The 24,464-nt window shown below is 62.9% G+C and carries 24 protein-coding genes and 2 pseudogenes; 9 read left to right on the top strand and 17 right to left on the bottom strand.

Annotated elements, in window-relative coordinates; genetic code table 11:
* Positions 1-5: 5 nt before the first annotated feature.
* The 5 genes from WDB88_RS00910 to WDB88_RS00890 all read left to right on the top strand — a co-directional run bounded on the left by WDB88_RS00910 (position 6) and on the right by WDB88_RS00890 (position 4,439).
* Positions 6-1,649, top strand: a complete 1,644-nt coding sequence (locus WDB88_RS00910) for a monovalent cation/H+ antiporter subunit D (protein WP_339108347.1) — start codon at positions 6-8, stop codon at positions 1,647-1,649.
* 13 nt (positions 1,650-1,662) lie between these two features.
* The gene (locus tag WDB88_RS00905) at positions 1,663-2,154 is read left to right on the top strand and encodes a Na+/H+ antiporter subunit E (RefSeq protein WP_339108346.1); all 492 of its coding nucleotides are present in this window, start codon (positions 1,663-1,665) and stop codon (positions 2,152-2,154) included.
* A complete protein-coding gene (locus WDB88_RS00900; RefSeq protein ID WP_339108345.1) occupies positions 2,151-2,420 on the top strand; it encodes a K+/H+ antiporter subunit F in 270 nt (89 codons plus the stop codon). Before WDB88_RS00905 ends, WDB88_RS00900 begins: the two co-directional genes overlap by 4 nt.
* An 8-nt stretch (positions 2,421-2,428) precedes the next feature.
* On the top strand, positions 2,429-2,932 hold the full coding sequence (locus WDB88_RS00895; protein WP_339108344.1) for a Na+/H+ antiporter subunit G: 504 nt from the start codon (positions 2,429-2,431) through the stop codon (positions 2,930-2,932).
* Positions 2,933-3,008: 76 nt separating this feature from the next.
* On the top strand, positions 3,009-4,439 hold the full coding sequence (locus WDB88_RS00890; RefSeq protein ID WP_339108343.1) for a sulfotransferase: 1,431 nt from the start codon (positions 3,009-3,011) through the stop codon (positions 4,437-4,439).
* A 205-nt stretch (positions 4,440-4,644) separates the two neighbouring features.
* Here WDB88_RS00890 and dapA read toward each other — a convergent pair whose 3' ends face one another.
* On the bottom strand, positions 4,645-5,517 hold the full coding sequence (dapA, locus tag WDB88_RS00885) for a 4-hydroxy-tetrahydrodipicolinate synthase (RefSeq protein WP_339108342.1): 873 nt from the start codon (positions 5,515-5,517) through the stop codon (positions 4,645-4,647).
* A gap of 147 nt (positions 5,518-5,664) precedes the next feature.
* Here dapA and WDB88_RS00880 point away from each other — a divergent pair, with 147 nt between their 5' ends.
* A complete protein-coding gene (locus tag WDB88_RS00880) occupies positions 5,665-7,629 on the top strand; it encodes a lytic transglycosylase domain-containing protein (protein ID WP_339108341.1) in 1,965 nt (654 codons plus the stop codon).
* On the opposite strand, the gene WDB88_RS00875 is transcribed toward WDB88_RS00880, so the two are convergent.
* Together WDB88_RS00875 and mnmD are read right to left on the bottom strand one after the other, a co-directional pair.
* A complete protein-coding gene (locus WDB88_RS00875) occupies positions 7,630-8,535 on the bottom strand; it encodes a DMT family transporter (RefSeq protein WP_339108340.1) in 906 nt (301 codons plus the stop codon).
* Positions 8,516-9,220 carry a tRNA (5-methylaminomethyl-2-thiouridine)(34)-methyltransferase MnmD gene (gene mnmD / locus WDB88_RS00870; protein ID WP_339108339.1) on the bottom strand — a complete coding sequence of 235 codons (705 nt, stop codon included), beginning with the start codon at positions 9,218-9,220 and terminating at the stop codon, positions 8,516-8,518. Before mnmD ends, WDB88_RS00875 begins: the two co-directional genes overlap by 20 nt.
* 79 nt (positions 9,221-9,299) lie before the next feature.
* Here mnmD and WDB88_RS00865 point away from each other — a divergent pair, with 79 nt between their 5' ends.
* A complete protein-coding gene (locus WDB88_RS00865; RefSeq protein WP_339108338.1) occupies positions 9,300-10,376 on the top strand; it encodes an FAD-binding oxidoreductase in 1,077 nt (358 codons plus the stop codon).
* A gap of 30 nt (positions 10,377-10,406) precedes the next feature.
* On the opposite strand, the pseudogene WDB88_RS00860 reads toward WDB88_RS00865, so the two are convergent.
* From WDB88_RS00860 to WDB88_RS00815, 10 genes and pseudogenes are all read right to left on the bottom strand, one after another.
* Positions 10,407-11,023: pseudogene (locus tag WDB88_RS00860) on the bottom strand (integrase core domain-containing protein); the annotation flags it as partial.
* A gap of 333 nt (positions 11,024-11,356) precedes the next feature.
* Positions 11,357-11,794, bottom strand: a complete 438-nt coding sequence (locus WDB88_RS00855; RefSeq protein WP_339108337.1) for a molybdenum cofactor biosynthesis protein MoaE — start codon at positions 11,792-11,794, stop codon at positions 11,357-11,359.
* Between the two features lies 1 nt (position 11,795).
* A complete protein-coding gene (gene moaD / locus WDB88_RS00850) occupies positions 11,796-12,047 on the bottom strand; it encodes a molybdopterin converting factor subunit 1 (RefSeq protein WP_339108336.1) in 252 nt (83 codons plus the stop codon).
* Positions 12,044-12,667: a CDP-diacylglycerol--glycerol-3-phosphate 3-phosphatidyltransferase gene (pgsA, locus tag WDB88_RS00845; protein WP_339108335.1), complete on the bottom strand. Its 624-nt coding sequence runs from the start codon at positions 12,665-12,667 to the stop codon at positions 12,044-12,046. The genes moaD and pgsA overlap by 4 nt, the downstream gene beginning before the upstream one ends.
* Positions 12,668-12,708: 41 nt before the next feature.
* Positions 12,709-13,731, bottom strand: a complete 1,023-nt coding sequence (locus WDB88_RS00840; RefSeq protein WP_339109445.1) for a lysine-2,3-aminomutase-like protein — start codon at positions 13,729-13,731, stop codon at positions 12,709-12,711.
* A 32-nt stretch (positions 13,732-13,763) separates the two neighbouring features.
* Positions 13,764-15,632, bottom strand: a complete 1,869-nt coding sequence (gene uvrC, locus WDB88_RS00835; RefSeq protein ID WP_339108334.1) for an excinuclease ABC subunit UvrC — start codon at positions 15,630-15,632, stop codon at positions 13,764-13,766.
* Between the two features lie 338 nt (positions 15,633-15,970).
* Positions 15,971-16,756 (bottom strand): annotated as a pseudogene (locus WDB88_RS00830) (SDR family oxidoreductase); the annotation flags it as partial.
* Between the two features lie 30 nt (positions 16,757-16,786).
* On the bottom strand, positions 16,787-17,737 hold the full coding sequence (locus WDB88_RS00825; RefSeq protein ID WP_339108333.1) for a calcium/sodium antiporter: 951 nt from the start codon (positions 17,735-17,737) through the stop codon (positions 16,787-16,789).
* A gap of 9 nt (positions 17,738-17,746) precedes the next feature.
* Positions 17,747-17,947 (bottom strand): hypothetical protein, encoded by a 201-nt coding sequence (locus tag WDB88_RS00820; protein WP_339108332.1) that lies wholly within the window; start codon positions 17,945-17,947, stop codon positions 17,747-17,749.
* A gap of 1 nt (position 17,948) precedes the next feature.
* Entirely contained in the window at positions 17,949-18,797 is an 849-nt protein-coding gene (locus WDB88_RS00815) for a S49 family peptidase (RefSeq protein ID WP_339108331.1), read from the bottom strand.
* 128 nt (positions 18,798-18,925) lie between these two features.
* Between WDB88_RS00815 and fdhD the strand changes: the two genes are divergently transcribed.
* Positions 18,926-19,690, top strand: coding sequence for a formate dehydrogenase accessory sulfurtransferase FdhD (gene fdhD / locus WDB88_RS00810; protein WP_339108330.1), 765 nt, complete (start codon positions 18,926-18,928; stop codon positions 19,688-19,690).
* Positions 19,691-19,842: 152 nt separating this feature from the next.
* Here the strand turns inward: fdhD and WDB88_RS00805 are convergent, their stop codons facing one another.
* From WDB88_RS00805 to ubiA, 3 genes are all read right to left on the bottom strand, one after another.
* A complete protein-coding gene (locus WDB88_RS00805; RefSeq protein WP_339108329.1) occupies positions 19,843-20,157 on the bottom strand; it encodes a hypothetical protein in 315 nt (104 codons plus the stop codon).
* A gap of 29 nt (positions 20,158-20,186) precedes the next feature.
* The gene (locus WDB88_RS00800; RefSeq protein ID WP_339108328.1) at positions 20,187-22,214 is read right to left on the bottom strand and encodes an OmpA family protein; all 2,028 of its coding nucleotides are present in this window, start codon (positions 22,212-22,214) and stop codon (positions 20,187-20,189) included.
* An 87-nt stretch (positions 22,215-22,301) separates the two neighbouring features.
* Positions 22,302-23,273 carry a 4-hydroxybenzoate octaprenyltransferase gene (ubiA, locus tag WDB88_RS00795; protein ID WP_339108327.1) on the bottom strand — a complete coding sequence of 324 codons (972 nt, stop codon included), beginning with the start codon at positions 23,271-23,273 and terminating at the stop codon, positions 22,302-22,304.
* Positions 23,274-23,284: 11 nt separating this feature from the next.
* Between ubiA and WDB88_RS00790 the strand changes: the two genes are divergently transcribed.
* A complete protein-coding gene (locus WDB88_RS00790) occupies positions 23,285-24,010 on the top strand; it encodes a 16S rRNA (uracil(1498)-N(3))-methyltransferase (protein WP_339108326.1) in 726 nt (241 codons plus the stop codon).
* Here the strand turns inward: WDB88_RS00790 and WDB88_RS00785 are convergent, their stop codons facing one another.
* Positions 24,011-24,412, bottom strand: a complete 402-nt coding sequence (locus WDB88_RS00785) for a helix-turn-helix domain-containing protein (RefSeq protein ID WP_339108325.1) — start codon at positions 24,410-24,412, stop codon at positions 24,011-24,013.
* Between the last annotated feature and the right edge of the window lie 52 nt (positions 24,413-24,464).

Genomic DNA, 24,464 nt, shown 5'->3' with positions numbered 1-24,464 from the left:
GACAGATGTTGGGCTTCTTTGATCATCTCGTTATCGCGCCCGTGGTGTTGCCGGCCTTTCTGGCGCCGCTGATCGTTCTGTGGATGCGCTTCGACCGCACGGCGCAGCGCGTCTTCTCGGTGGTGGGAATGCTGCTGCTGGTGGCCATTTCGGTGACACTGGCGGTGCGGGCCTCCAGCGGGGTGCCGGAAGTCTACCGGCTGGGCGACTGGGAAGCGCCTTTCGGCATCGTCCTGGTGCTGGACCAGCTTTCGGCGCTGATGCTGGTGCTGACCTCGGTGCTGGGTCTGGCGATCGCGCTTTATGCGATCGGCTCGGGCTGGGACAAGCGTGGCTGGCACTTCCATTCGCTGCTGCAATTCCAGATGATGGGGCTTAACGGGGCCTTCCTGACGGGCGATGCGTTCAACCTCTTCGTCTTCTTCGAGGTGCTGCTGATTGCCTCCTATGGCCTGATGATCCATGCGGGCGGGCGCAACCGTCTGAAGGCGGGCGTGCAATATGTGGTCTATAACCTTGCCGGTTCGACCCTGTTCCTGTTTGCGCTTGGCACGATCTATGCCACGACCGGCACGCTGAACATGGCCGATCTGGCACAGAAAGTGGCCGAGATGCCCGAAAGCGACGCGGCCCTTCTGCGGGTCGGTGCGGCGCTGATGATCCTTGTCTTCGCTGTGAAAGGCGCGATCGTGCCATTCCAGTTCTGGCTGCCGGGCACCTATAGCAACGCGCCGGGGCCGGTGGCGGCACTGTTTGCCATCATGACCAAGGTGGGGGTCTATTCCATCATCCGTATCTATACGCTGGTGTTCACGCCGCAAAGCGCGGTGGGGTCACTGGCGCATGATGTGCTTCTGCCCGCAGCGGCGCTGACACTGATTGTCGGGATGGTCGGTATTCTGGGCGCGCGTGATCTGGGACGGGTCGTGGCCTTTTCGGTGATCGGCTCGGTCGGGACCATGTTGATGGCCTTCTCGCAATTCCATCAGGATGCGACGGCGGCAGGCCTTTACTATATGGTGCATTCGACGATGGTGGCCGCCGCGCTGTTCCTTGTGGCCGATCTTGTCAAAGAGCGCCGTCGCATCGGCTTGGCTCTGACAGCCCAGCCACTGATTGCGCAGAACGGGCTTCTGGCGGGGATGTTCTTCATGGCGGCCATCGGCATGGCCGGTATGCCGCCGCTTTCGGGCTTTCTTGGCAAGCTGATGATCTTGCACGCAACCTATGGCCAGTGGTGGATCTGGGCCGTTATCCTTGGCACGTCACTGATTGCCATCGTGGGCTTTGCGCGGGCGGGGACAACGGTCTTCTGGAAGGCCTATGCCGTGACAGAGGACGAACAAGACGAGACCCCGCCGCCGCTTGGTGTGACAGATAGCAGCTCGCCCGCGTTGGCCATTACTGCCGCAGGCGGCCTGCTGGCGGGGCTTGTGGCATGGACCGTCTTCGCAGGGCCTGCCAGCACCTATGTGCAGGGGATCTCGGCACAGCTTTATGACAGTCAGGGCTATATCTCGGCGGTGATGGAGGGCTCTGCCGCCCGCGCGCAGGCCGCCGCCGAAGCCGGAGCCCATCCGCACGGAGAGGACCATGACGTGCAAGACAGCGCCCATGAAGAAGATCACACCGTGATCGACGGGCATTGAGGGAGGGCAGGATATGATTAGACGCATCCTTCCGCATCCGCATCTGACCGTGCTTCTGACGGTGGTGTGGCTGCTGCTGGCCAATGCCTATACGCTCAACTCGCTGGTCTTCGGGCTGATCCTCGGGATCGTGATCCCGTGGATCACCGCCCCCTACTGGCCGGACCGGCCGATGGTGCGCAATATTCCCAAGATGGTCGAATATGCGCTGATCGTGCTGTGGGATATTCTGGTGTCGAATGTCGTGGTGGCGAAGATCGTGCTGTTCACGCCGAATGCGAAATTGCAGCCCGTATGGATTTCCATTCCGCTCGATCTGCATACCCCCGAGGCGATCACCGTCTTTGCCGGCACGATCACCATGACGCCCGGAACGGTGGCGGCAGAACTCTCGGCGGACGGGCATTCGCTTCTGGTCCACTGCCTGCACGAGACCGACCCCGAGGGCGCGCGCGACGGCATGAAATCCCGCTATGAGGCCCGTCTGAAGGAGATCTTCGAATGATCACCTATGCTTTGATGTTTGCCATCGGCTGCTATGCGCTGGCGCTTCTGTTCAACCTCTACAGGGTGGTGAAATCGCCGGGCGTCACCGACCGGATTCTGGCGCTGGACACGATGGCGGTGAATGCCATCGGGCTGTTCGTGTGTTTCGGTATCTGGGAAGGCACGGCGATCTTTTTCGAGGCCTCGATCCTTTATGCGATGGTGGGCTTCGTCTCGACGGTGGCCTATGCCAAATTCCTTCTGCGTGGCGATCTGATCGAGTGAGGTAAGAGATGGAACTGTTCTGGGAAATTCTCATTTCGGCGCTTCTGGTGATCGGTGGCTTCTTCGGGCTGGTGGGGTCGTTCGGGTTGGTCAAGCTGCCCGATTCCATGACCCGCCTGCATGCGCCGACCAAGACCACGACGCTGGGGGTTGGGGCCTGTCTGATCGCCTCGATGATCTGGTTCGCGGTCAAGAAGGGGGATCTGTCGCTGCACGAGCTGATGATCACGCTGTTCCTGTTCATGACGGCGCCGATCACCGCGCATTTCCTGTCCAAGACGATCCTTCTGCGCAATATCCCGCGCGAGACCCTGCCGCCGCCCGCCGATGGTGACTGGGCCGTTTACACGCCCCTTTCCGATACGGCGGCACATCAGTTGGAAGAGGCGGTGGAGATCCAGAAAGCCCGCGAGGAAAAAGCCCGCCGCAAAGCGGCAGACGAGGATGATTACGAAGGCGAGGTTGACGGTCATGGCACGGTGGAAGCCGCCGATGCCGATCAGCGGTCGTGATTCATATTAAATAAAGATCGGTATGGTCTATGGGAGGTACAACCCTGAGGGGGTGTGCCACTCGTTGGATACTGAAATGGACATAACCGATCTCGATCATGATGAGGATGTCTCCCTTGCACTTGCGGTTCTTGATGGCGATCATCGTGCCGCATTGAAGCGAATAGAGACACTCTGGTCACAGAATGGACCGAGTTCACACCTGATGATGCAGGCGATCCGCAGTTCTTGGGCGCTTGGTCAGGACGGCGAAGCCCGTAAACTTTCGGAAGAAGCGGTGACTCTGTGGCCCGAGGTTTCGGTGCTATGGGGGATGCATGCCGCGATCCTGACCGCCTTTGGCGATGTCGAGGGGGCGGTCGCCGCCTATGATCGTGCGCTGTCGTTCCGTCCGGATGACGTGCAACTTCTTTCGGGGCGCAACCGCTTGCGGCGGTTTTCCGCGACGGGGCCGGAATGGCGTAGGCTGGCGCAGGCCAGTCGGGATGAGGCCACAAGCCTTGGCCAGAAGGTGATGTCCGAATTCGCCTTGGGCGCGATCGAGGATGCCGCCGGAGAGTACGCGGCGGCCTTCGCCCATTTCCAGCGTGGCAATGACCTGAAGGCGCGCGGCTATGATCCGCACCTGATCGAGCGACGCCTGCACGATCAGCTCGCGCAGTGTCCCGATTTGCGCAGCCTGCCGGAACGGGTCGGTATGGCGGGGGAGCCGCGGATGGTGTTTATCGGTGGTTTGCCGCGGTCGGGCACCACCCTGACCGAACAGATCCTGATCCGTCATGACAAGGTGTCGACCCTTGGCGAGGCCTGTGATTTCCGCCTGTCGATGATCGAGCTGATGCATGCCGAAATCGGCGCGGGCACGGCACCGCTGGATTATTGGCGCTGGTTCAGCCAGCCCGGTCGGCCACTGATCCACAAGCTGGGCCAGATCTATCGCCGCCGGATTGCCGCGCGGGGCCAGACGACGCCCTATATTCTCTCGAAAATGCCGCTGGATCTCAGCCATGCTGCCGTGCTGCGCGCGATGCTGCCGGAGGCGCGCTTCATTTGTGTGAACCGGCACCCGCTGGATGTGGGGCTGTCGCTGTTCATGACGGATTTTGCGGACGGGCACGGGTTTAGCGAAAAGCTGGAATGGATCGCGCATATGGTCAGGGCCACCGACCGGTCGATGCGTGATTATGCGCAAAAGCTGGGGCCGGCGTTCCGGATGCAGTCCCTGCGGGCGCTGGTCGAGCAGCCTGCGCAGGAAATTCCGCGCTTGCTGGATCATCTGGGCTTGGCCATGCAGCCGGCCTGTCTGGAGCCGAAAGCGGCGCAGGGGGCGGTCCGCACGGCCTCGGATGTGCGGGTCCGGCGCAAGATCAACCGTGAGGGGGTCGGCTATTGGCGGCGCTACGAGGCACAGCTTCAGCCTTTGATCGAGGCTTTGGGGCGTGACTGGATCGCCGCATGGGAAGAACGCGATGCCGATCGTCCTCGGCAGTGGGAGAAAGCGTCCTGATCCTGCGTCATAGGCAACCAAAAAGGCGCCCGAGCGGGCGCCTTTCGTCTTTTGCATTTCCGGCGTGGCCGCGGCACAGGCGCGCGGGCATTGCGTCATCCCCTGACAGGCCCCCCGATCTGGCTATCTTTGAGGGGGCCGTCCTTGGGCGGCTTGCCCCGTGAAAGGTCGGGCCGCTCAGGGGAGGCCCGCAGGGGCTCTGGGCCTAGATCAGCCCTGCAAATTCCAGCGCGGCATCAATGCGCGCCTTCACGCTATCGCTTAGCCCGACCAGCGGCAGGCGCACCTCGTCCGAGCACAGGCCAAGGCGCGACATCGCATATTTCGCACCGCAGACGCCGGGTTCGAGGAAGATGGCCACATGCAGCGGCATCAGCTTGTCCGAGATGTCCAGCGCGCGGGCCCAGTCGCCTGCCAGTGTGGCGTTCTGGAATTCGGCGCAGAGCTTCGGCGCAACATTGGCCGTGACCGAGATACAGCCGACGCCGCCCATCGCGTTGAAGCCCAATGCGGTGGCATCCTCGCCCGAAAGCTGGATGAAGTCCTTGCCGCAGCTCATACGCTGTTTGGCCACGCGGGCCAGATCGCCGGTGGCGTCTTTCACACCGACGATGCGCGGCAGTTTGGCCAGTTCGCCCATCGTTTCGGGCGTCATATCCACAACCGAACGGCCCGGAATGTTATAGATGATGATCGGCAGATCCGAGGCATCATGCATCGCGGTGAAATGCGCGATCATACCGGCCTGCGTGGGCTTGTTGTAATAGGGCGTCACCACAAGCGCGCCATCGGCACCGGCGGCCTGCGCGTGCTGGATCAGCTCGATCCCCTCGCGGGTGTAGTTCGAGCCTGCACCGGCGATGATTTTCATCCGTCCGGCGGCGGCTTTGACCACTTCGGCCACAACGGTGTTATGCTCGCTATGGCTCAGCGTGGGGGATTCGCCGGTGGTGCCCACAGGGACCAGACCGTGGCTGCCCTGATCGGCATGCCAGTCGACGATCTTCTTGAGCGCGTCCAGATCCAGCTCGCCGTCCTTGAACGGCGTGATGAGGGCGGGGTAGGACCCTTTGAACATGACACGCTCCTTTGCAGTGTTGGGTATCCGACATGGATTCGTCGGGTTAAAATCGGGCGGACATTATGCGAGCTTGGCGCTCTTGCCAACTTGTGAATTGCACTCCGGCGTCACTATGGCACACAGGGGCCAATCAAAGAGGATCTCATGCATCGAAAGACCCTTTTCGCCGGGCTGACTGTCGTGGTTCTGGGCTGTGGCGCCGGTTTGCGGGCCGAAGAGGCCACGCAAGTGGTCAGGCCAAGCCCCGAGCAGGCTCTGGCGCAGGCCTTGGCACTGGCCGATCAGCAGGACTGGCCGGGGGCCGAAGAGGCCGCCCGTTCCGCTGGCGCTGTTGCATTCGATATCATCGAATGGGAGCGTCTGCGCGCTGGCGAGGGCAGCTTTCGCGATTACGCCGATTTCTCGGCACGGCGGCATAACTGGCCGGGACTGCCCCTGCTGCGCCGCAAGGGGGAGGACAAGCTGGACGCGGCCAGCCCCGAACAGGTGATCGCCTATTTCGCCAAGGATAAACCCCTGACCGGCGAAGGGGCCCTGGCCCTGATCGCCGCCTATCAGGCCAAGGGGCAATCCCATGCCGCCGCGACCGAGGCGGATCGGGCATGGCGGCATCTGGATCTCAGCCCCGAGGAGCAGCAGGCCTTTCAGGACCGCTACGGTGTTCTGATCAGCCCCGCCAATGGCGGGCGTATGCAGTCCATGCTGGATCGTGGCGATCTGGCGCAGGCCAGAAGGATGCTGGATCTGGTCACGCCGGGCACCCGCGCGGTGGCGGCGGCGCGGATCGCCTTGCAGGGGCGCAAGGCCGGTGTCGATGCGCTGGTCGAGGCGGTGCCGGAATATATGCGCGGTTCCTACGGTCTGGCCCGTGACCGTGCGGTCTGGCGCTGGCGCGAAAGCTACGAGGACGGCGCGGCGGATCTGATCCTCGACTGGTCGGGCTCGGCCAAGAAGCTGGGCGATCCCGCGCTTTGGGCGGATGTGCGCCGCCGCATGGCGCGTTGGGACATGCGGCGCGGCGATTACCGGCGCGCCTATCGCGAGGCGGCCAACCATCACCTGCCGCCCGGCGGGTCCGATTATGCCGAGCTGGAATGGCTGGCGGGCTATGCGGCGCTCAAGCTTGGGGATGCGCCTACCGCGCTGCGTCATTTCGAGGCGCTTTCGGTCAATGTCGGCAGCCCGATCTCGCAATCGCGGGCCGATTACTGGCGTGGGCGGGCGCTTGAGGCGATGGGCCGCAAGGAGGCGGCAGATCAGGCCTATCAGGCGGGCGCGCGCTACCAGACCGCCTATTACGGGCTGCTTTCGGCGGAAAAGGTGGGCAAGGCGCTTGACGCCTCGCTGATCCAGCCCGAGGCGCTGCCCGACTGGCGGGCAGGCGGCTATACGGACAGTTCGGTGTTTCAGGCGGCGCTGTTGTTGCATGCGGCAGGCGATGCGGCGCTCGCCGAACGTTTCGTGCTGCATTACGAGGAAAGCCTGCCCGACAGCCGCATCGCGGGGCTGGTCGATCTGGCGCTGGAATGGCGCGATCCGCATCTGGCCTTGCAGCTTTCCAAGCGGGCGGCGCTGAATGGCGAGATTCTCGTGGCGGGCTATTTCCCCTTCCCCGAGCTTAAAACCCATGATCTGGCGGTGCCGGAGGAACTGGCGCTCTCGATTGCCCGACGCGAAAGCGAGTTCGACCATACGGTCATCTCCTATGTCGGGGCGCGCGGGCTGATGCAGTTGATGCCGGGCACGGCCAAGATGATGGCCGCCAGACTGGGCGTCGAGTATACGCCTGCGGCACTGACCACCGATCCCACCTATAACATCCGGCTCGGTTCGGAATATCTCAAGCAGTTGCGCGACGAATTCGGCAATTCGCCGCTTCTGGTGGCGGCGGGGTATAATGCGGGGCCGGGGCGGTCGCGCCAGTGGATCAAGGATATGGGCGACCCGCGTGCCCCCGGGGCCGATGTGGTGGACTGGGTCGAGATGATCCCCTTTGACGAGACGCGAAATTATGTCATGCGCGTCGCCGAAAGCCTGCCGATCTATCGCGCAAGGCTTGGCGAGCCGGCTGTGCCCTTCAGCGAGGAACTGCGCGGGAACGGGCCCTGATCAGGGCTTGACCGCCGGTCCGGGCGGCACGGGGTCGATGTTGTTCTGCGCCTGACGCCAAAGGGTGAACAGCCCCGCCAGCACCACGAAACAGGCTCCGATGGCGACATTGGTACGCAGCACATCGCCAAAGACCGTCATGCCGATCATCGCCCCCCAGACAAGCTGCAGATAGCTGAAGGGCTGGATGGCAGAGGCCTCCGCGATTTCATAGGCGCGGATCATCAGCCCGTGGCCGACCACGGCGGTGACGCAGAGGATCGACATCCAGATCCAGTCTGTCCCGCTCATCGGTTCCCAGAACCAGACGCCGACCACGGTCGACACGATCGCGCCGCCAATTCCCGTCCAGAAAATCGAGGTGTTGGAGCTGTCCTTATCCGCGACCTTGCGTGTCAGCAGCCCGTAGACGGCAAACATGACGGCGCAGAGGAAGGGAATGGCCGCAAGAGGCGAGAACACCCCGCCCGAGGGCTTGAGGATGATCAGCACCCCGATGAAGCCGATCCCGATCGCGACCCAGCGTCGCCAGCCGACCTTCTCGCCCAGAACAGGGCCGGACAGCGCGGCCACAAGCAGCGGATAGCAGATGAAGACGGCATGTGTCTCGATCAGACCCAGCAGTACGAAAGCGGCGATCATCACATAGATCTCGAGCACCAGGAGAATGGCGCGGGTCGCCTGCATCCACGGGTGATGGGCGCGCACGGCCCGTGCCAGCCCGCCTTTCTGCCGCCCGACCAGCCAGAAGGAAAAGGCCGCAAAGAACCAGAACCGGATCATGACGACCATATAGGTGTTATAGGTTTCTGCCAGATGGCGCGAAATCGCGTCCTGTGCGGCAAACACGATGGTGACGATGATGATCAGGATCGCCCCGAGTTTATTATTCGTCTGAAGGGCCATTATGGTGGGTCCTGCTGGGGGCAAACCGCCCGCGACTCATATGACGTTTATGTCCGAAGCCCGAAACACGCTCGACCTCGAAGCCCGCATCCTGTAGCGCGCGGCGCACGAAGCCTGCGGCGGTATAGGTGGCAAAGCTGCCCTGCGGCGCCGTGTGGCGGCCCACCTCGGCCATCAGCTCCGGCCCCCAAAGCTCGGGGTTCTTGGCGGGGGAGAAGCCGTCAAGATACCACGCATCGGCCCGACCTTTCCATTGTGGCAGGGCCAGACGCGCATCTTCCATGATCACCTGCACCTCGATACGCCCGAGCGTGAAACGGTCCAGACCCTGCCCCCATGCCGCGATCAGCGGGTCGGCAATGGCACGCGCTTCGGGAAAGCCCTCCAGCGCGCGGGCCATTTCCTGAGCCGACATCGGAAAGGCTTCGAAGCTGGTATAGTGCAGGGCAACATCCGGACAGGCCAGTGCGGTGGCCAGCAGGTTCAGCCCCGTGCCGAAGCCCAGCTCGGCAATCACAAAGCCGTCCCGCGCCCGCGCGGGCAGATCATTGCCGCGCAGAAACACATGGCGGGTTTCCTCCAGCCCGTTCCCGAGCGAGAAATAGGGGTCGTCGAAGCGCGAGGACACGGGAATTGCCTCATCGCGCCAGGTTAGGGCAGCTTCACTCTGGTCAGTGCGGGTCATGCGGGGTAGGGCCTTGGGTAACACCTTGCGGAACAGGGCGCGTGGCGCCCGAGGGCGACAATGCAGAAAGGCGAAGGCAATGACAAGCGGGCTTAGGATCAATCGGGTCGGGGCTCTGGGCGATCAGGTCACCGTGCGCGGCGCGGGCGTCTTCGGCCTCGCCTGTGCCTTCGAGATGGCGCGACGCGGTGCCTCTGTGCGGGTCATCGACATCAAGGGGATCGGGGCAGGGGCCTCGGGCGGTACGGTCGGGGCTTTGGCCCCCCATGTGCCCGAGAACTGGAACCCCAAAAAGCAGTTCCAGCTGGAAAGCCTGCTGATGGCCGCAGATTTCTGGGCCGATGTGGCGCGGATCGGCGGCGGGGATGCAGGCTATGGCCGGATCGGTCGGGTGCAGCCGCTGCAGGATGCGGCACAGATCGCCCGCGCCCAAACGCGCGGCGAGAACGCGAAAACCCTTTGGCAGGGCCAAGCCGTTTGGGAGGTGGTCCCCGCGCGCAGGTTCGGGCCGCTCGGGTTCCACAGTCCCAGCGGCTATGTCGTGCAAGACACGCTCAGCGCCCGCGCCTGCCCGCGAGCTGCAGGCGATGCCCTGGCCCGCGCGATCCGTGCCTTGGGCAGCGAGATCCTTATCGGCGCGGCAGACGAAACGGGTCCGGTGCTGCATGCCACCGGCACGGCGGGCCTGTCGGAACTGGGAGCAGTCTTGGGCAAAAGCCTTGGCGCGGGGATAAAGGGACAGGCGGCGGTCTTTGCCTTCGACGCCGGAGATATGCCGCAGATCTATGCCGAGAGCCTGCATATCATTCCGCAGTCCAATGGCACTGTGGCCATCGGCTCGACCTCCGAACGAGACTATTCCGACCCCGAAAGCACGGATGCGCAACTTGAGACGCTGATCGAGAAAACACGCCGCATCTGTCCGGAACTTGCCGCTGCTCCGGTCATCGACCGCTGGGCCGGATTGCGTCCTCGCGCCAAAAGCCGTGCGCCGATGCTTGGCCCATGGCCGGATAGGGCTGGGCATTTCATTGCAAATGGCGGTTTCAAGATTGGTTTCGGTATGGCCCCCAAGGTCGCGCAGGTCATGGCGGATATGATTTTGGAAGGTCGGGCGGATATTCCGCAGGGCTTTCACGTGGAAGACAGTTTCTAGCGCCTGACCTGCCCTCTGCTGGTCCCTCGTTCATAACAAGAGCCTGCAGGTTGGATTTGGGTAATCTGGTTCCCTGTTTGGCGCAAGCGCGCCGGGCGCGGAGCCCTCAAATTGCTCAAGCGCTTGGGCCACACTTGCTGCGGCGTCTGGTTGGCCAGTGACGAGTGTGGCCTGATCGTATTGTAGTCGTAGCGCCAGAAGGCCTGCTTACGGCGAGCGTCGTTCAAGCTGTCGAATATCTCCTCGTTTAGCAGTTCGTCCCGGAGATTGCCGTTGAAACTTTCGATGAACGCGTGTCTCACTGCGGCTTGCCCGGATCGATGTAGTGCCAACTCACAGTGGCCCCGTCGGCCCATTTCCGGATCGCCCGACTTGCAAACCCGGTTCCGTCGCCCTTGTCGCTCAGACCAATAGCGCGACAATGGCCACTCTCTAACAATGCAGCCGGGCTTGCCATAGCCTCGGATCAAGGCGCTGAGCTTCCGGGTAACCCGTGCGCCGGAGCGGCTCGTGTCCGCGACAAGACACAGGCATTCCCGGATGCATTCGTCGATTACCGCCAAGATCCGGACCTTCCGCGAGGCGCCGAAGCTGTCGGGCACGAAGTCCAACGACCAGCGCGCGTTGACACACGCTGCCAATGGCATCCCTGCTTCCTTTTCCTTAATCATGCCGATTATCTGCGTCTCGGCGAAACGGCTTTTTCTCATGTGTCCGTTCCTTCAGAGTTGGCGCAGACTCTACATTTCGGTGAGGTATTTCGCGGGGGCAGGTCATGCAAGGCAAAGGGGCTTTGCCCCTCTTCGACTGCGTCGAATTCACCCCAGGATATTTAGGGCAGCTGGAATGAGTGGCGCTTTCCAGCTGCAAAAAATATCCCGGGGGAGGCGGGCCTTGGCCCGACGGGGGCGGAGCCCCCCTGCGATTGTGGAAAAAGGTAATCGCTATGGAAGAGGCTTTGCGGGTGAGGTCACAGTGCCTTACCAGCGGGATAATGCGTCTTCGTCATTTTGCTTGGCGGAAACCCATTTGCTATGGTCGGAGAAATGCTCTTTTTTCCAGAAGGGAGCGCGGGATTTGAGAAAATCCATCAAATACTCCGCGGCCTCGAAAGCCGCCTTGCGGTGGGGGCTGGCGGTTGCGACCATCATGATGGGCTCGCCGGGCGCAAGACGCCCTACGCGGTGGATGATTGTGAGATCGGTCAGGTGCCAACGGCGCTGTGCCGTTTCGGCGATCTGGGCCAAGGCGCGTTCGGTCATGCCCGGATAATGTTCCAGTTCAAGCGCCTCGAGCGTGCCGGTGTCATCGCGCACGCGGCCTGTAAAGCTGACCACGGCCCCCGTCAGGCTATCCTGTCCGAAGGTTTCAAGTTCGGCGGCCAGATCGAAAGGGGTGTCCTGCACAATCAGCCGCATATCAGCCGCCTGTCATCGGTGGAAAAAACGCCACTTCGCGGCTATGGCCCAGAGGCGTGTCGAAATCCGCCAGTTCCTGATCGATGGCGACCCTTAGGGCGGCAAGATCAGCAAAGGCCGCCGCGTAATGATCACTGAGGTTGCGCAGTTCCGCCACCAGTTCGGCAGGCGTCTGTGCGTCGCTCTCGATGATATCGCGAGGATGGCCTATCCGCTCGCGCACCCAAGCGAAATAGACCAGCTCGCGTTTCATTTCGGGCCTCGCAGGTAGGGCAGCGCCTTGCGGAAGTAATCCCAGCCGGTGATCGCGGTGAGAACCGCCGCGATCCAGATCAGTGCGATCCCCGCATGGGTGGCCAGATCGGCAGGCGTCAGGCCGGTGGGCAGGTCGCCTTCGCCCACGCGCGGCGGGCGTCCGGTTTCGACATAGGTCAGACCCGTGCCAAGGAAGAGGATGGCAATCGCCACCATCTGTGCCGTGGTCTTCCATTTGGCCAGTTTCGTCACCTTCAGCTTGCCCGAATCCGTGCCGAGAAATTCGCGCAGGCCCGCCACAAAGGTTTCGCGGAACAGGATCACCGTCACCGGCAGGATCAGCCAAGGGTTCATCCCCGAATAGCCGGTCAGGATCACCAATGCGATTACCACCATCGCCTTATCGGCAATCGGGTCCAGCATCGCGCCGAATTTGCTTTCCTGTTTCCATGCGCGGGCAAGGTAGCCGTCGAACCAATCGGTGACAGCGGCGATGATAAACAGCGCGAGTGCGAAGAAATCAGCCATCGGGCGGCTGAAATACAGAAACATTACCGCCACGCCGGGGGCAGCAACGAGCCTCAATACAGTGAGGATATTGGGTAGGGTCCACGTCATGGGGGCAAGTTAACCGCGTCAATCTGAAAGGGGAAGGGGCTTCACCTTTTGGGGTCAAGATAGTCGTGAATTCTGCCTTGCCAATCGGTGACTTTCCAATGGCCTGTCGATTGTTGCGCAAAATACTCGGCATTGATCGGCACCTTGCCGTGGCCACCGGGGATATCCAGCACATAGGTCGGCAGGCAATGCCCCGAAATCCGCCCGCGCAGCGCGCGCATCAGGGCGCGGCCTTCGTCGATTGTCGTGCGGAAATGCGAGGTGCCGCGGGCCAGATCGCAGTGGTGCAGGTAATAAGGCTTCACCCGCAGGGCCGAAAGCGTGGTGAAAAGCTCTGCCAGCGCCTCTGCGCTGTCATTCACCCCACGCAGGAGAACCGATTGCGAGATCACGGGGATGCCCGCATCCACCAGCCGTGCAAGGGCTGCGCGGGCGTTTGGGGTCAGCTCGGCTGCGTGGTTGGTATGGAGCACCATCCAGGGCGCCAAGCGCAGATCTGCGATCAGCTGGGTCAGCTCGGGAGTGATACGCTCGGGCGCCACCACGGGCACGCGGGTATGAAAGCGCACCATGGCGAGATGCGGGAGGACATCGAGGCGGGTCAGCACATCGCGCAGCCGGCGGGGCGAAAGTGTCAGCGGGTCGCCCCCTGTTAGCACCACTTCGCGGATGGCTTGGGTGGCGGTGATATACTCCAGCGCCGCGTCTAGATCGGGCGCGGGCAGAGGGCCGGTTTCGCCCACGGTCTCGCGGCGGAAACAGAAGCGGCAATAGACATCGCAGGTCTTGGTAATGTGCAGGATCACGCGGTCGGGATAGCGATGGGTCAGCCCCTTCACTGGCGAATGCGCCTCATCGCCAATCGGATCGGCCAGCTCCTCGGGCAGGGTGGTGAGCTCGGCCGCGCTGGGCACGAATTGCGCGGTGATGGGCCCCGCGCCAATCTGCATCTCGGGGGTGATGCGGATGCGGAACTCCTGCGCCACCCGCGTCAGCAGGGCGGGGTCTTCGGTGCTTAGTCCGGCGGTTACCAGATCATCGGGGGTGGTCAGCGCATGGGTCATGGGCTGCGCGCTACGCCGCGGCGGCCAATCGGTCAACCCTTCTCGTTGAAGAAGTTATAGACGGTTTCGGCGGTGGCCTCGGAAATGCCCGGAACCTCCATCAGATCGGTCAGCCCCGCGCGGCTCACCGCCTTGGCCGAGCCGAAATGCGTCAGCAGAGCGCGCTTGCGGGTTGCCCCGATGCCGGGGATCTCATCCAGCGGGTTGGCGAGATTGGCCTTGGCGCGTTTGGCGCGATGAGTGCCGATGGCCCAGCGGTGGGCCTCGTCGCGCAGACGCTGGATATAATAAAGCACCGGATCCTGCCGCGGCAGCGCCATCACGGGGCGGCCCGTGCGGTAGAATTCTTCCTTGCCCTGATCGCGGTCGATGCCCTTGGCAACCCCCACCATCGGCACATCGGCCACGCCCAGATCATCCATGATCTCCTGTACCGCCGAGACCTGCCCCGCGCCGCCGTCGATCAACAGAAGGTCCGGCCATGCATCGGTTTTGCGCTCGGGGTCTTCTTTCAGCAGGCGCTGGAAGCGGCGGGTCAGCACCTCTTTCATCATGCCGAAGTCATCGCCCGGCGTGACCTCATTATCCTTGATGTTATATTTGCGGTACTGGCTTTTCAGAAAGCCCTCGGGCCCCGCAACAATCATCCCGCCCACCGCATGGGCGCCTTGAATATGTGAGTTGTCATAGACCTCGATCCGTTCTGGCACTTTCGGCAGACCGAAGGCCTCGGCCACGCCTTTCAGGAGCTTCGCCTGAGCCTGACTTTCCGACATCTTCCGCCCCAAGCTCTCGCGGGCATTGCGATGGGCGTTTTCCACCAGCTCGGCTTTCTCGCCGCGCTTGGGGATAAGGATCTCGACCTTACGCTCGGCCTTTTGTGAAAGCGCCTCGACCATCAGGTCCTCATCCTCGATCGGATGCGAGAGCAGGATCTGCTTGGGCGGTAGGCGGTTGTCATAGAATTGCGCCAGAAAGGCTTCCAGCACCTCGGCCTCATCGGCGCCCGAGCCTGTCTTGGGGTAGAAATCGTGGTTGCCCCAGCTTTGATTGGCGCGGATGAAGAAGACCTGCACGCAGGCCTGACCGCCCTCCATATGCAGCGCGACCACATCCGCCTCGGCTACGCCGCGCGGGTTGATACCCTGAGACTGCTGCACATTGGTCAGCGCCTTGATCCGGTCGCGCAGGGCTGCGGCGCGTTCGAATTCCATGGCCTCGGAGGCGGCCTGCATCTGCTCGGCCAGCTCGCGCTGGATCGAGGTCGTCTTGCCCTCAAGGAAGCGCTTCGCATCCTCGACAAGCTGGGCGTAATCGGCCTCGGAAATCTTGCCGACACAGGGCGCCGAGCAGCGCTTGATCTGATATTGCAGGCAGGGCCGCGTGCGCCCCGAGAACTGGCTGTCGGAACAGTTGCGCAGCAAAAACACCCGTTCCAGATGGTTCAGCGTGCGGTTCACCGCCCCCGCAGAGGCGAAGGGGCCGAAGTAATAGCCCTTCTGTTTGCGCGCGCCGCGATGTTTGGTGATCATCGGAAACGGGTGGTCCGTGGGGATCAGGATGTTGGGAAAGCTTTTATCGTCGCGCAAAAGCACGTTGTAGCGCGGTTTGAGCTGCTTGATGAGGTTCTGTTCCAGCAAAAGCGCCTCGGTCTCGGTGCGCGTGCTCAGGAACATCATATAGCGCGTTTCCGAGATCATCCGCGCGATCCGCGCCGAATGGCCGGAAGGACGCGCGTAATTCGACACCCGCGCCTTCAGGTTGCGCGCCTTGCCGACATAAAGCACCTCGTTCTGGGCGTTCAGCATCCGATACACGCCGGGGGAGGAATCCAGACGTTTCACATAGTCAGCGATCAGATCATGACCGCGCAACGGGGTAGGCTGTGCATTGTCGTCCAAGATGACCTCGTTCCGGTTGCCAGAGGTGGAGTTAATCATTCCCCCCAGTTTTGTTAACCATCCGATTCTGTTGATCTCTTTCTCTCCCTTTCGGGAAAAGCAAGATGGAAGAGTTTCCACGACTCTTGGGGATAACTATGTGAGTAAGCGCGGGGAAAGGGCATTTTAGCCTTGTAACACTGGCATGTCATCACTTTGCCCATTTTTTGTGCAAAAAACCAGAGCTTTGATTCCAAAGACTAATTTATTTTTCCTTTGTAACATTTTGAAAACGTTAGCTCTTTGGTAACCTCTGTTCCACAGGGTTGAGGCATGTCTTAACGGCACATCTCCGGCGCTTATTCTGTTCCCAATATGTCCGGCGTCTGCCAGCCCAGATGCTGGCCACCATCGGTGCAGATCAACTGCCCTGTCACCGATTTCGCCTCCATCAGATAGGTCAATGCGGCGCAGATATCCTCCGGGTCCGAGCCGCGTTCGAGAATGGTGGACTGGCGCTGAGTAGTGAAATGCTCGAGCGTCTGCCGCCCGCCCTGCAGCGTTGGCCCCGGTCCGATGGCATTCACGCGGATATCGGGCGCAAGCCCCATTGCCGCCGTCCGCGTCAGCGCCCAAAGCCCCATCTTGGCCAGCGTATAGGTGGAGAATTCCGGCGTCAGCTTGCGCACGCGCTGGTCGATCATATTGACCACCATCGCCTGTGCGTGCGGCTCGCCTGCGCTGCGATCGGCTTTAGGGGCCTGTTCGGCAAAGGCCTGCGTCAGCACATAGGGCGCGCGCAGGTTCGATTCCATATGGCGGTCCCAACTGCGGCGGGTGGCAGTATGGATATTGTCATATTCGAACACGGAGGCATTGTTGATTAGCAGATCGATCGGCGCGCCCAAGGCCTCGGCTGCGGCGGGCAGAAGCGGGGTCACCTGCGCTTCCTCCAGCAGATCGGCCTGCAAGATCACAGCGCGCACACCATAGGCACGGCAGGCCGCCGCCGTGTCTTCGGCTTCGGCCTGTGACCCGTGGTAATGGATGGCGATATTGCAGCCGCGCTGGGCCAGGGTCAGCGCCATGGCGCGCCCCAGCCGTTTCGCGCCGCCGGTGATCAGGGCATTCTGCATCATAGTCTCCTCCTCGCGGGCCGTTCGGGATGCGTCGGCTCAGGCCGCCACAATCGCCCAGATATAGGCGATATAGGCCAGCGTGAAGGCAAGGCCCGTGACGCGTCCCATCGGTTGCCTGAGCAGAATAAATGGCCCCAGAACCAGCGCCGCTGCAAGCATAACCCAGAGGTCGATCCGCAACATTTCCGGTGGCACGGGCATTTGGCCGAAGAGCCCCGCGATGCCCAGAATGAAGAGCAGGTTGAAAATATTCGAGCCGATCACATTGCCCAGGGCCACATCGGCCCGTCCGCGCAGCGCCGCCGAGACCGAGGTGGCCAGCTCGGGCAGGGAGGTGCCCACCGCCACCAGTGTCAGGCCGATCACCGCATCCGAAATACCGATGGCGCTGGCGATATCCGACGCGCCGGTGACTAGAAGATTGGCCCCGACGGGCAGACCGACGAGCCCCAGCAGCAGATAAAGGGCAATCGCGCGGGCATGGAGACCGTCTTCGGCCCCTTCCACGTCCTCGCGGCTGTCATGGCGGGCATGGCGGTGCTGCAAGGCCTGACGGATCTGCCGCGTCAGGATCGCGGCCATCGCCAGCAGCAGCACGATGGCCTTTGCCCATGTGATCGGTCCGCTCAGGGCCAGCACGATGAACAGCACGGTGCCTGCGAGCATCATCAGATAGCTCTCGCGGGTGTCGTGGGTGTTGGTGCGGATCACCGAGATCAGCGCGGGAAGGCCCAGCACCAGCAGGATATTGGCGGTGTTCGAGCCGATGACATTGCCAAGCGCGATGGCGGGGGAGTGGTCCAGAACCGCTGTCACCGAGACCAGAAGCTCGGGGGCCGATGTGCCGAAGGCCACAACGGTCAGGCTGACGACAAGGGCCGGAATGCCCAGCCGGAGCGACAGGTTGACCGCCCCCTTGACCAGCCAGTCGCCAGCGACCACCAGCAGGACCAGCCCCGCAACAACCATCGCGATATCAATCAGCACAAGGGCACCTCAGCCTTTCCGTTTTCCATGACCACAGGGGCAGGACCCCGATCCGATTTGCGGGCGACCGCAGCGCGGGCAGCGTTTGGCCCCCAACCGCTTTTGTCCCGGCCGCTTTGTTCCGGAAAGCCCCTTGGGCAGGCGGAGCTTGCCGAACATGGCCAGCACCGCCATACCTGCCAGAAACAGGGCCATCAGCTTCAGCAGCATGTCACAGCCCGTATCGCGCACGCAGGCTGCGCTCTTCGGCCTCGGCCAGCGCCACCTGCATGGCTTCCTGCGCGATCTCGCCGCCAAAGGCCGCACCGAAACGCCGGAACAGCGGCTTTTTCTGCGCGAAGGGCATCAGGCGCACTTTCTCGCCATACAGCTCTTTGAGTTTGGGCACGACATGGGCAATCCCGTCAATCAGGCCGGTTTCTTCGCTCAGGGCCTGACGTCCGGTCCAGATATCGCCCGTGAACAAGTCGCGCGTGGTGGTCAGGCGCGTGCCGCGGCGGTGGCGGACGTAGTCTTTGAAGCTGTCATGCATATCGTCCAGCAGGCGTTTGAGCCGCGCGATATCCTCGGGTTTCTCGGCGCGGAACGGGTCCATGAAGCTTTTCGCTCCCCCTGCCGTGTGTACGCGGCGTTCTACCCCGTGTTTGTGGATGAACTGATCGAAGCCGAAGCCCGAGGAAATGACCCCGATAGACCCCACCACAGAGGTCGGGTCGGTCCAGATGTCATCGGCGGCGCAGGCCAGCCAGTATCCGCCCGAGGCGGCGACATCCTCGACAAAAGCATGGACGGGGGTGCTGGTCTCGTCGGCCAGCCGCCGGATCCGCGCGGCGATCAGGGCGCTTTGCACCGGAGAACCGCCGGGGGAATTGATGACCAGCGCCACGGCGGTGGGTTTGGCCTTGCGGAACGCGCGTTCGATCAGAGGCCCTAACGCGGCATCCGAAAGACCGGCAGAACCGGGGCGGGAGATGCCGATCGCTCCTTGCAGGCGGATCAGCGCGACGCGCGGCTCTTTGCGCCGCAGGGGGAGAAGGGCTTTGAAATCCATGTCCGGCATGTAAGTCCTTGGTCATGCCCCTACAAGCAAGGCGGGGTGCTTTTCGTGAAGTTTTCACGGAAATGATGCGCCTATCCAAGGCCTGAGGGTTTTGGCATAAGGGGCGGGTGCGGTGCGGGAGGCCAATGATGATGCAAGCGGTCCGGCGGGTCGGTCTGATGCAGGGCGTAAGCGAGCCCCTGATCGAAGAGGTGCCGGTGGCGCTTGTCTATGACGGGGTCACGCAGGCGGTCATGATGGCCACCCCCGTGGATCTGGAGGATTTCCTGCGCGGCTTTGCCCTGACCGAGGGCATCGTGCCGGCCACGGAGACGCTGTCCGATATCGAAATCCTGTCGCGCCCGCGCGGTCTCGAGGTGCGGGCATGGCTGCCTGCCGCCGCCAGCGGCGCGTTTCGTGACCGCCGGCGCGCGATGGCCGGGCCTGTGGGCTGCGGGCTTTGCGGCATCGACAGCCTGTCGCAGGCGCTGCGCGAGGTGCCAAGCCGTCCGCTCCGGCCCGTGATGACGCTGCAGGCTGCGGCCAAGGCGCTGGATGTGCTGCGCGAGGGGCAGGTTTTGCAGGATGAAACCCGCGCCTGTCATGCGGCGGGGCTGTGGAAGGCGGGCGCGCTTGTCCTGCTGCGCGAGGATGTCGGGCGGCATAACGCCGTTGATAAGCTGGTCGGGGCGGCACTGGCTGCGGGCCATGCGCCCGAGGGCTGCGCCATTGTCATGACCTCGCGGATTTCGGTCGATCTGGTGCAGAAAGCGGCGATGTTCGGGGCGGCGGCGCTGGTCTCGCCCTCGGCGCCTACGGGGCTGGCGGTCGAGGAGGCGCGTCGGGCGGGGGTGCAGCTTATCGCGCGGGCGCGCCATGCGCCGGAAGGTCGCGCCGATTATACCGCCCTCTGATCGCTTGGAAACACACGCCCGCCGGATCTGGCCGTGCCTGGTCTCGGGGTCGCGATGGTGCCCGCCTTCTGCGTCCCGTCTGCCGTAGCGCGAGGCTTCGCAAGGGAGCATAGGGGGCGCAAGGCGGGCAGCAGAGTGCCCGCCGGTCGGTTCTAGCTGTCCAGCTTGGCGCGCAGTTCCTCGGCCTCGCGGCGGGCGTCGCGCAGCCCCTCCATTGCCGCGCGCAGCTCGGCTTCGGACTGATGTAGCTGGTTTGTCAGTTCGGCCTCGCGATGTTCGATATAGGCCAGCGCACGGTCGCGCGTGTCCTCGGCCTCATGCAGCGCATGGGCCATCTGTTCCAGCTCGCCCATATCCGCTTTGCTTACACGGGTCAGGCGGTGCAGAAGCCAGCAGGCAAACCACCCCAGGCAGAAAGCCAGAAACAGGATGATGGCGGTCGCAAAGACGAATTCGGTTCTGTTCATGTGATATGTTCCCGCAGGCTCTTGCCCAGTCAGTTCTTTGAAGTCTTGAGGTCGGCCGGACGCAATTTGGGTTTGCCCGGGGATTTCGCCGCCGGAGCGACAGGGATCGTGATCTGCGGATCCTGAGCCGCATCGCTGGAGGTGTCGGCGGTGCCGCCCACCTGATCGGCCTGTGCCTCACCCTTGCTGGCCTCCTCGACAATCGGCGTGGTGGCGCTGGCCGTGGCTTCGGGCAGCGGCTCGCCGGTTTCCAGAGGCTGCTCATCCAGCAGGACGAACTCGATGCGGCGGTTGGCTTCGCGTCCGGCTTCGGTGCCGTTATCGGCAATCGGCTGGGTCTCGCCATAGCCTTTCGCCGTGAGATTGCGCACCGGGACCCCGCGCGCGGCCAAGGCTTCCAGCACGGCATTCGCACGGTCGCGCGACAGGGCCATGTTCATTTCGTCGCGGCCCTGACTGTCGGTATGGCCGTCGATTTCCAGCTTGTAATCCTCGCAGTTATGATAGGCCTTGGCGAGAGCTTCCACAGGGGTTTCGCCTGCCGCATCGATTTTGGCCGAACCCGGCTCGAAGGTGATCTTCTGCGCCGACAGCACATTGTTGAGCCGCGTCACGCATTCCTGCCCCGAGGGCAGGCCCAGCACCGGATCAAGACGCCGGTCATAGCGCACCGACAGATCGATCCGTGCCGCTTCCCCCAGCCGCTTGGACAGCAGCCGCGAAATCTCGTCGCTGGCCTGAGCATTGCCCGAAATCCCCGACACCCGCAGGATATCGGGCCGCACGGTGATCTGCCCGCTATTGAGCTGGTCCAGCGCGGCAAGCCCCGCCATCATCCGCACGCCCCAATCTGCGGGCAGGCTGTCATCGACGCGGGTCGCCCCCGACACATCCTTCGAGCCGAATTGCGCACGGGCATAGTTCTCGACCATGTCGCGCTGCATCGCATTGGTCACCCGTCCGCGCAGCACCACCTTGCCCGAGGCATCGCGTGCGGCCGAAAACTGGGCAATCTGGGCCTGCACCTGTTTGGGCTGTTCATGGATCGAATGCAGCGAGAACACGTCGGGCAGGTTGGTTTCCAGATCGGCCACCGCCTGATCGAAGGCATCGTTGCCGACGCTTGCAGGGACATCCAGCGCGATATCGGTATCGGAATAGGTAATGGTGCCCGCGCCCATCTGACCGATGGCGGCAATCCCCATCGCGGCGGCATCGGCCCATTCGGTCGAGGGCACGCCCATGCCCACGGTGCAGCCCAGATCGCCTTCGGCCCCCGCTTTGCGCGCGGCGGCAAGGATTGTGGTTTTGGCGCGGTCGGTATCGGCCGAGCAGGCATCGAAACGGGCACCCTCGTCATCCTTGATGAAGCGCAGTGTGAACGGGGTGATCACCGGACGCGGGGCCGAGATGTTATAGCTTAGATCCAGCCCGTCGGGTTTGCGACGGTTCAGCGCGGTTTCGATGTCGGATTTCTCGCGCTTGGAGGCGGTGATGGCGGTCACCGAGACCTTGCCGGCCTCGACCGAGATCTTCGAATGCGGCAGGGTGCGCAGCGTCTCGACGGCGAAGTTATAGGCGGTGTTCCAGCCCTTCGGCACGGGGTAATCGGCCACATCCAGCATATCGACCACCTCGCCGCCCTGCGTGAACGAGGCCACGGTGGACATCAGGGCCTTGCGGTCGGTGGTGCTGGGCACCAGCCCGATCAGCGAGACGCCATCATCATTGCGCAGGATTTCAAGCGAGAAATCCGGCGCGGTCAGGTCTTCGGTCTGCACCACATCGGTATTGTCGCGGATGCGCGAGGCTTCCACGACGGAGCTGATCACGGTCATGGTGCGCAGGCGCTCGGCTTCCGAAGGGGCGGTGCCGCTGACCAGAACCTGCAACCCGTCGGTGTCGATTTTCGCCCAGCCATGCCCCGAGGTCTCGAGGGCGATACGGATATCGGACTTGGTGCGTTTCTCGATCACTGTGGCCGAGCCGCCCGCAACAAGGGCCGAACAGAGGAGTGCGGCGCCAAAGGCGGTGGCGGTCAGGATCTTGCTTCGCATGCGGTCAGCTCTCCGAGGTCAGAAAAGGGATGCCGGTTCCTTACGGTGTGGGCGGGGTTCTCGCAATCCGTAGGGACGCGCGCAAGCTTACACAATCGCGCCAACGGCGAAAAACAGCGCAGCAAACAGCCCCGCCTTCTGGGCACGGCGGAAAAGTTTCAGGCACAGGTCGGGGTTGTCGATATCAAGCTGCCACAGCTGCCATCCCATATGCGCGGCAAAGACCAGCGGCCCGCACAGGCAAAGCAGAAGCTGTCGGCCCGAGGCCCCATTGGGCAGAAGGGCTGCCAGAACCGCCAGCACCATCAGCGTGGTGGCAATCACAAGAAAGCCCAGCAGATATTGCGGAGTCTTCTCGGCAAAGAGGCGGGCGGTGGATTTTACCCCGATCAGAACGTCGTCTTCCTTGTCCTGATGGGCGTAGATCGTATCGTAGAACAGTGTCCAGCTGATCCCGCCGACATAAAGAAGCACGGCAGGCAGTCCGAGGCTGCCGGTATGCGCGGTCCATGCCAGAAGTGCGCCCCAGTTGAAGGCCAGCCCCAGAAAGACCTGCGGCCACCATGTGAAGCGTTTGGCAAAAGGGTAGACCGCCACGGGCACCAGCGACAGCACGCCCAGCCAGATGGCGGCGGCGTTGAAGGTCAGCAGGATCAGGAGCGAGATCAGGCATTGCACCACGGCCCAGACCAGCGCGCCCTTGGCCGAGATCTGCCCCGAGGGGATCGGGCGCGAGCGGGTGCGCGCCACGGCTGCATCGAATTTGCGGTCGGTGATGTCGTTCCACGTGCAGCCCGCGCCGCGCATCAGGAACGACCCGATGGTGCAGCCGATGACCAGCCAGAGGTCCCACCAGCCAAAGCCTCCCGTCGCATTGGCGGCCAGAGCGATGCCCCAGAAGCAGGGCATCAGCAAAAGCCATGTGCCGATCGGGCGGTCGGCGCGGCTGAGACGCAACAGAGGGCGCAGGCGGGCAGGGGCGCGGTGATCGACCCAGTTGCCATCATAGGCGTCATAGACGATACCGTCTGCCTCTGGAGTTTTCCGCCCACCGATCATAGATTTGCCTCATGCAACGCGCCAAGATACGTCTTCATGTAGATCATCCGCTGGGTCAGGGGCAAGTCATCGCCCTGACCGATAAACAATCACACTATCTCTTCGGGGTCATGCGCGAAGGGGAGGGCAGTGCTGTGGCGCTGTTCAACGGCCGCGATGGCGAATGGACGTCCACCGTCACCCGCGCCCATAAAAAGGCCGGAGAGCTGACCTGCGTTGAACAGGCCGCGCCCCAGCTGGACCCGCCCGACCTGTGGCTGCTTTTTGCGCCAATCAAGAAAGAGCGCACTGATTTCATCGTGGAAAAGGCGACGGAACTGGGCTGTGCCCGCATCCTTCCCGTGCAGACCGAATTCACCAATGCGGGCCGGATCAAACAGGACCGCGCGCAGGCCCATGCGATGGAAGCCGCCGAGCAATGCCTTGGTACCTATGTGCCCGAAGTCACCGAGATGCAGAGCCTGATGCAGCTTCTGCGGGGCTGGGACGATACGCGGCGTATCCTGTTTTGCGATGAAAGCCTTGTCGGCCCCGCCCAGACATTGGCCCAGCTGACCCCCGGCCCCTGGGCGATCCTGATCGGGCCGGAGGGCGGCTTTTCTCCGGTCGAGCGAGATATGCTGCGCAGCCTCGATTATGTCACGCCGGTCAGCCTCGGGCCGCGCATCCTGCGTGCCGATACCGCCGTTTGCGCGGCGATCACGCTATGGCAATCCGCGCTGGGGGATTGGGGCTGATTACCCACCGTTCGAGCGGGCCGCGAAGTCTTTCCGTGCCCGCTCGATCATGTCGTAATTCGCCTCTGCCCAAAGCCAGACGCCGCAGAAGGCCTTCGACAGCCCCAGCCCTAGCTCGGTCAGCCGGTATTCTACCTTGGGCGGCACCACCGGATAGACCGTGCGATTGACCAGCCCGTCGCGTTCCATCGCGCGCAGGGTCTGGGTCAGCATCTTCTGGCTGATGCCGGTGCAGGCGCGCGACAGCTCGCCAAAACGGGCGCAGTCACGCTCGGTCAGGATCTCGATCAGGAGCATCGTCCATTTGTCCGCCACTCGCCCGATGATCTCTTCCACCAGCCGGTCCACCGCCGGATCGCAGGGCAGGGCGTTGAGGTCTTTGCGCAGATCATCGGCGGACATGGGCCATACTCTCTTTCGGGTAAGTATAAATCTTTCCGGTGCCTTCTTTCCC

Source organism: Thioclava sp. GXIMD4216 (assembly GCF_037949285.1).
Lineage (GTDB): Bacteria > Pseudomonadota > Alphaproteobacteria > Rhodobacterales > Rhodobacteraceae > Thioclava > Thioclava litoralis.
Note: the sequence above shows the minus strand (reverse complement) of the source record. Positions and strands in the feature narration are given on the sequence as shown.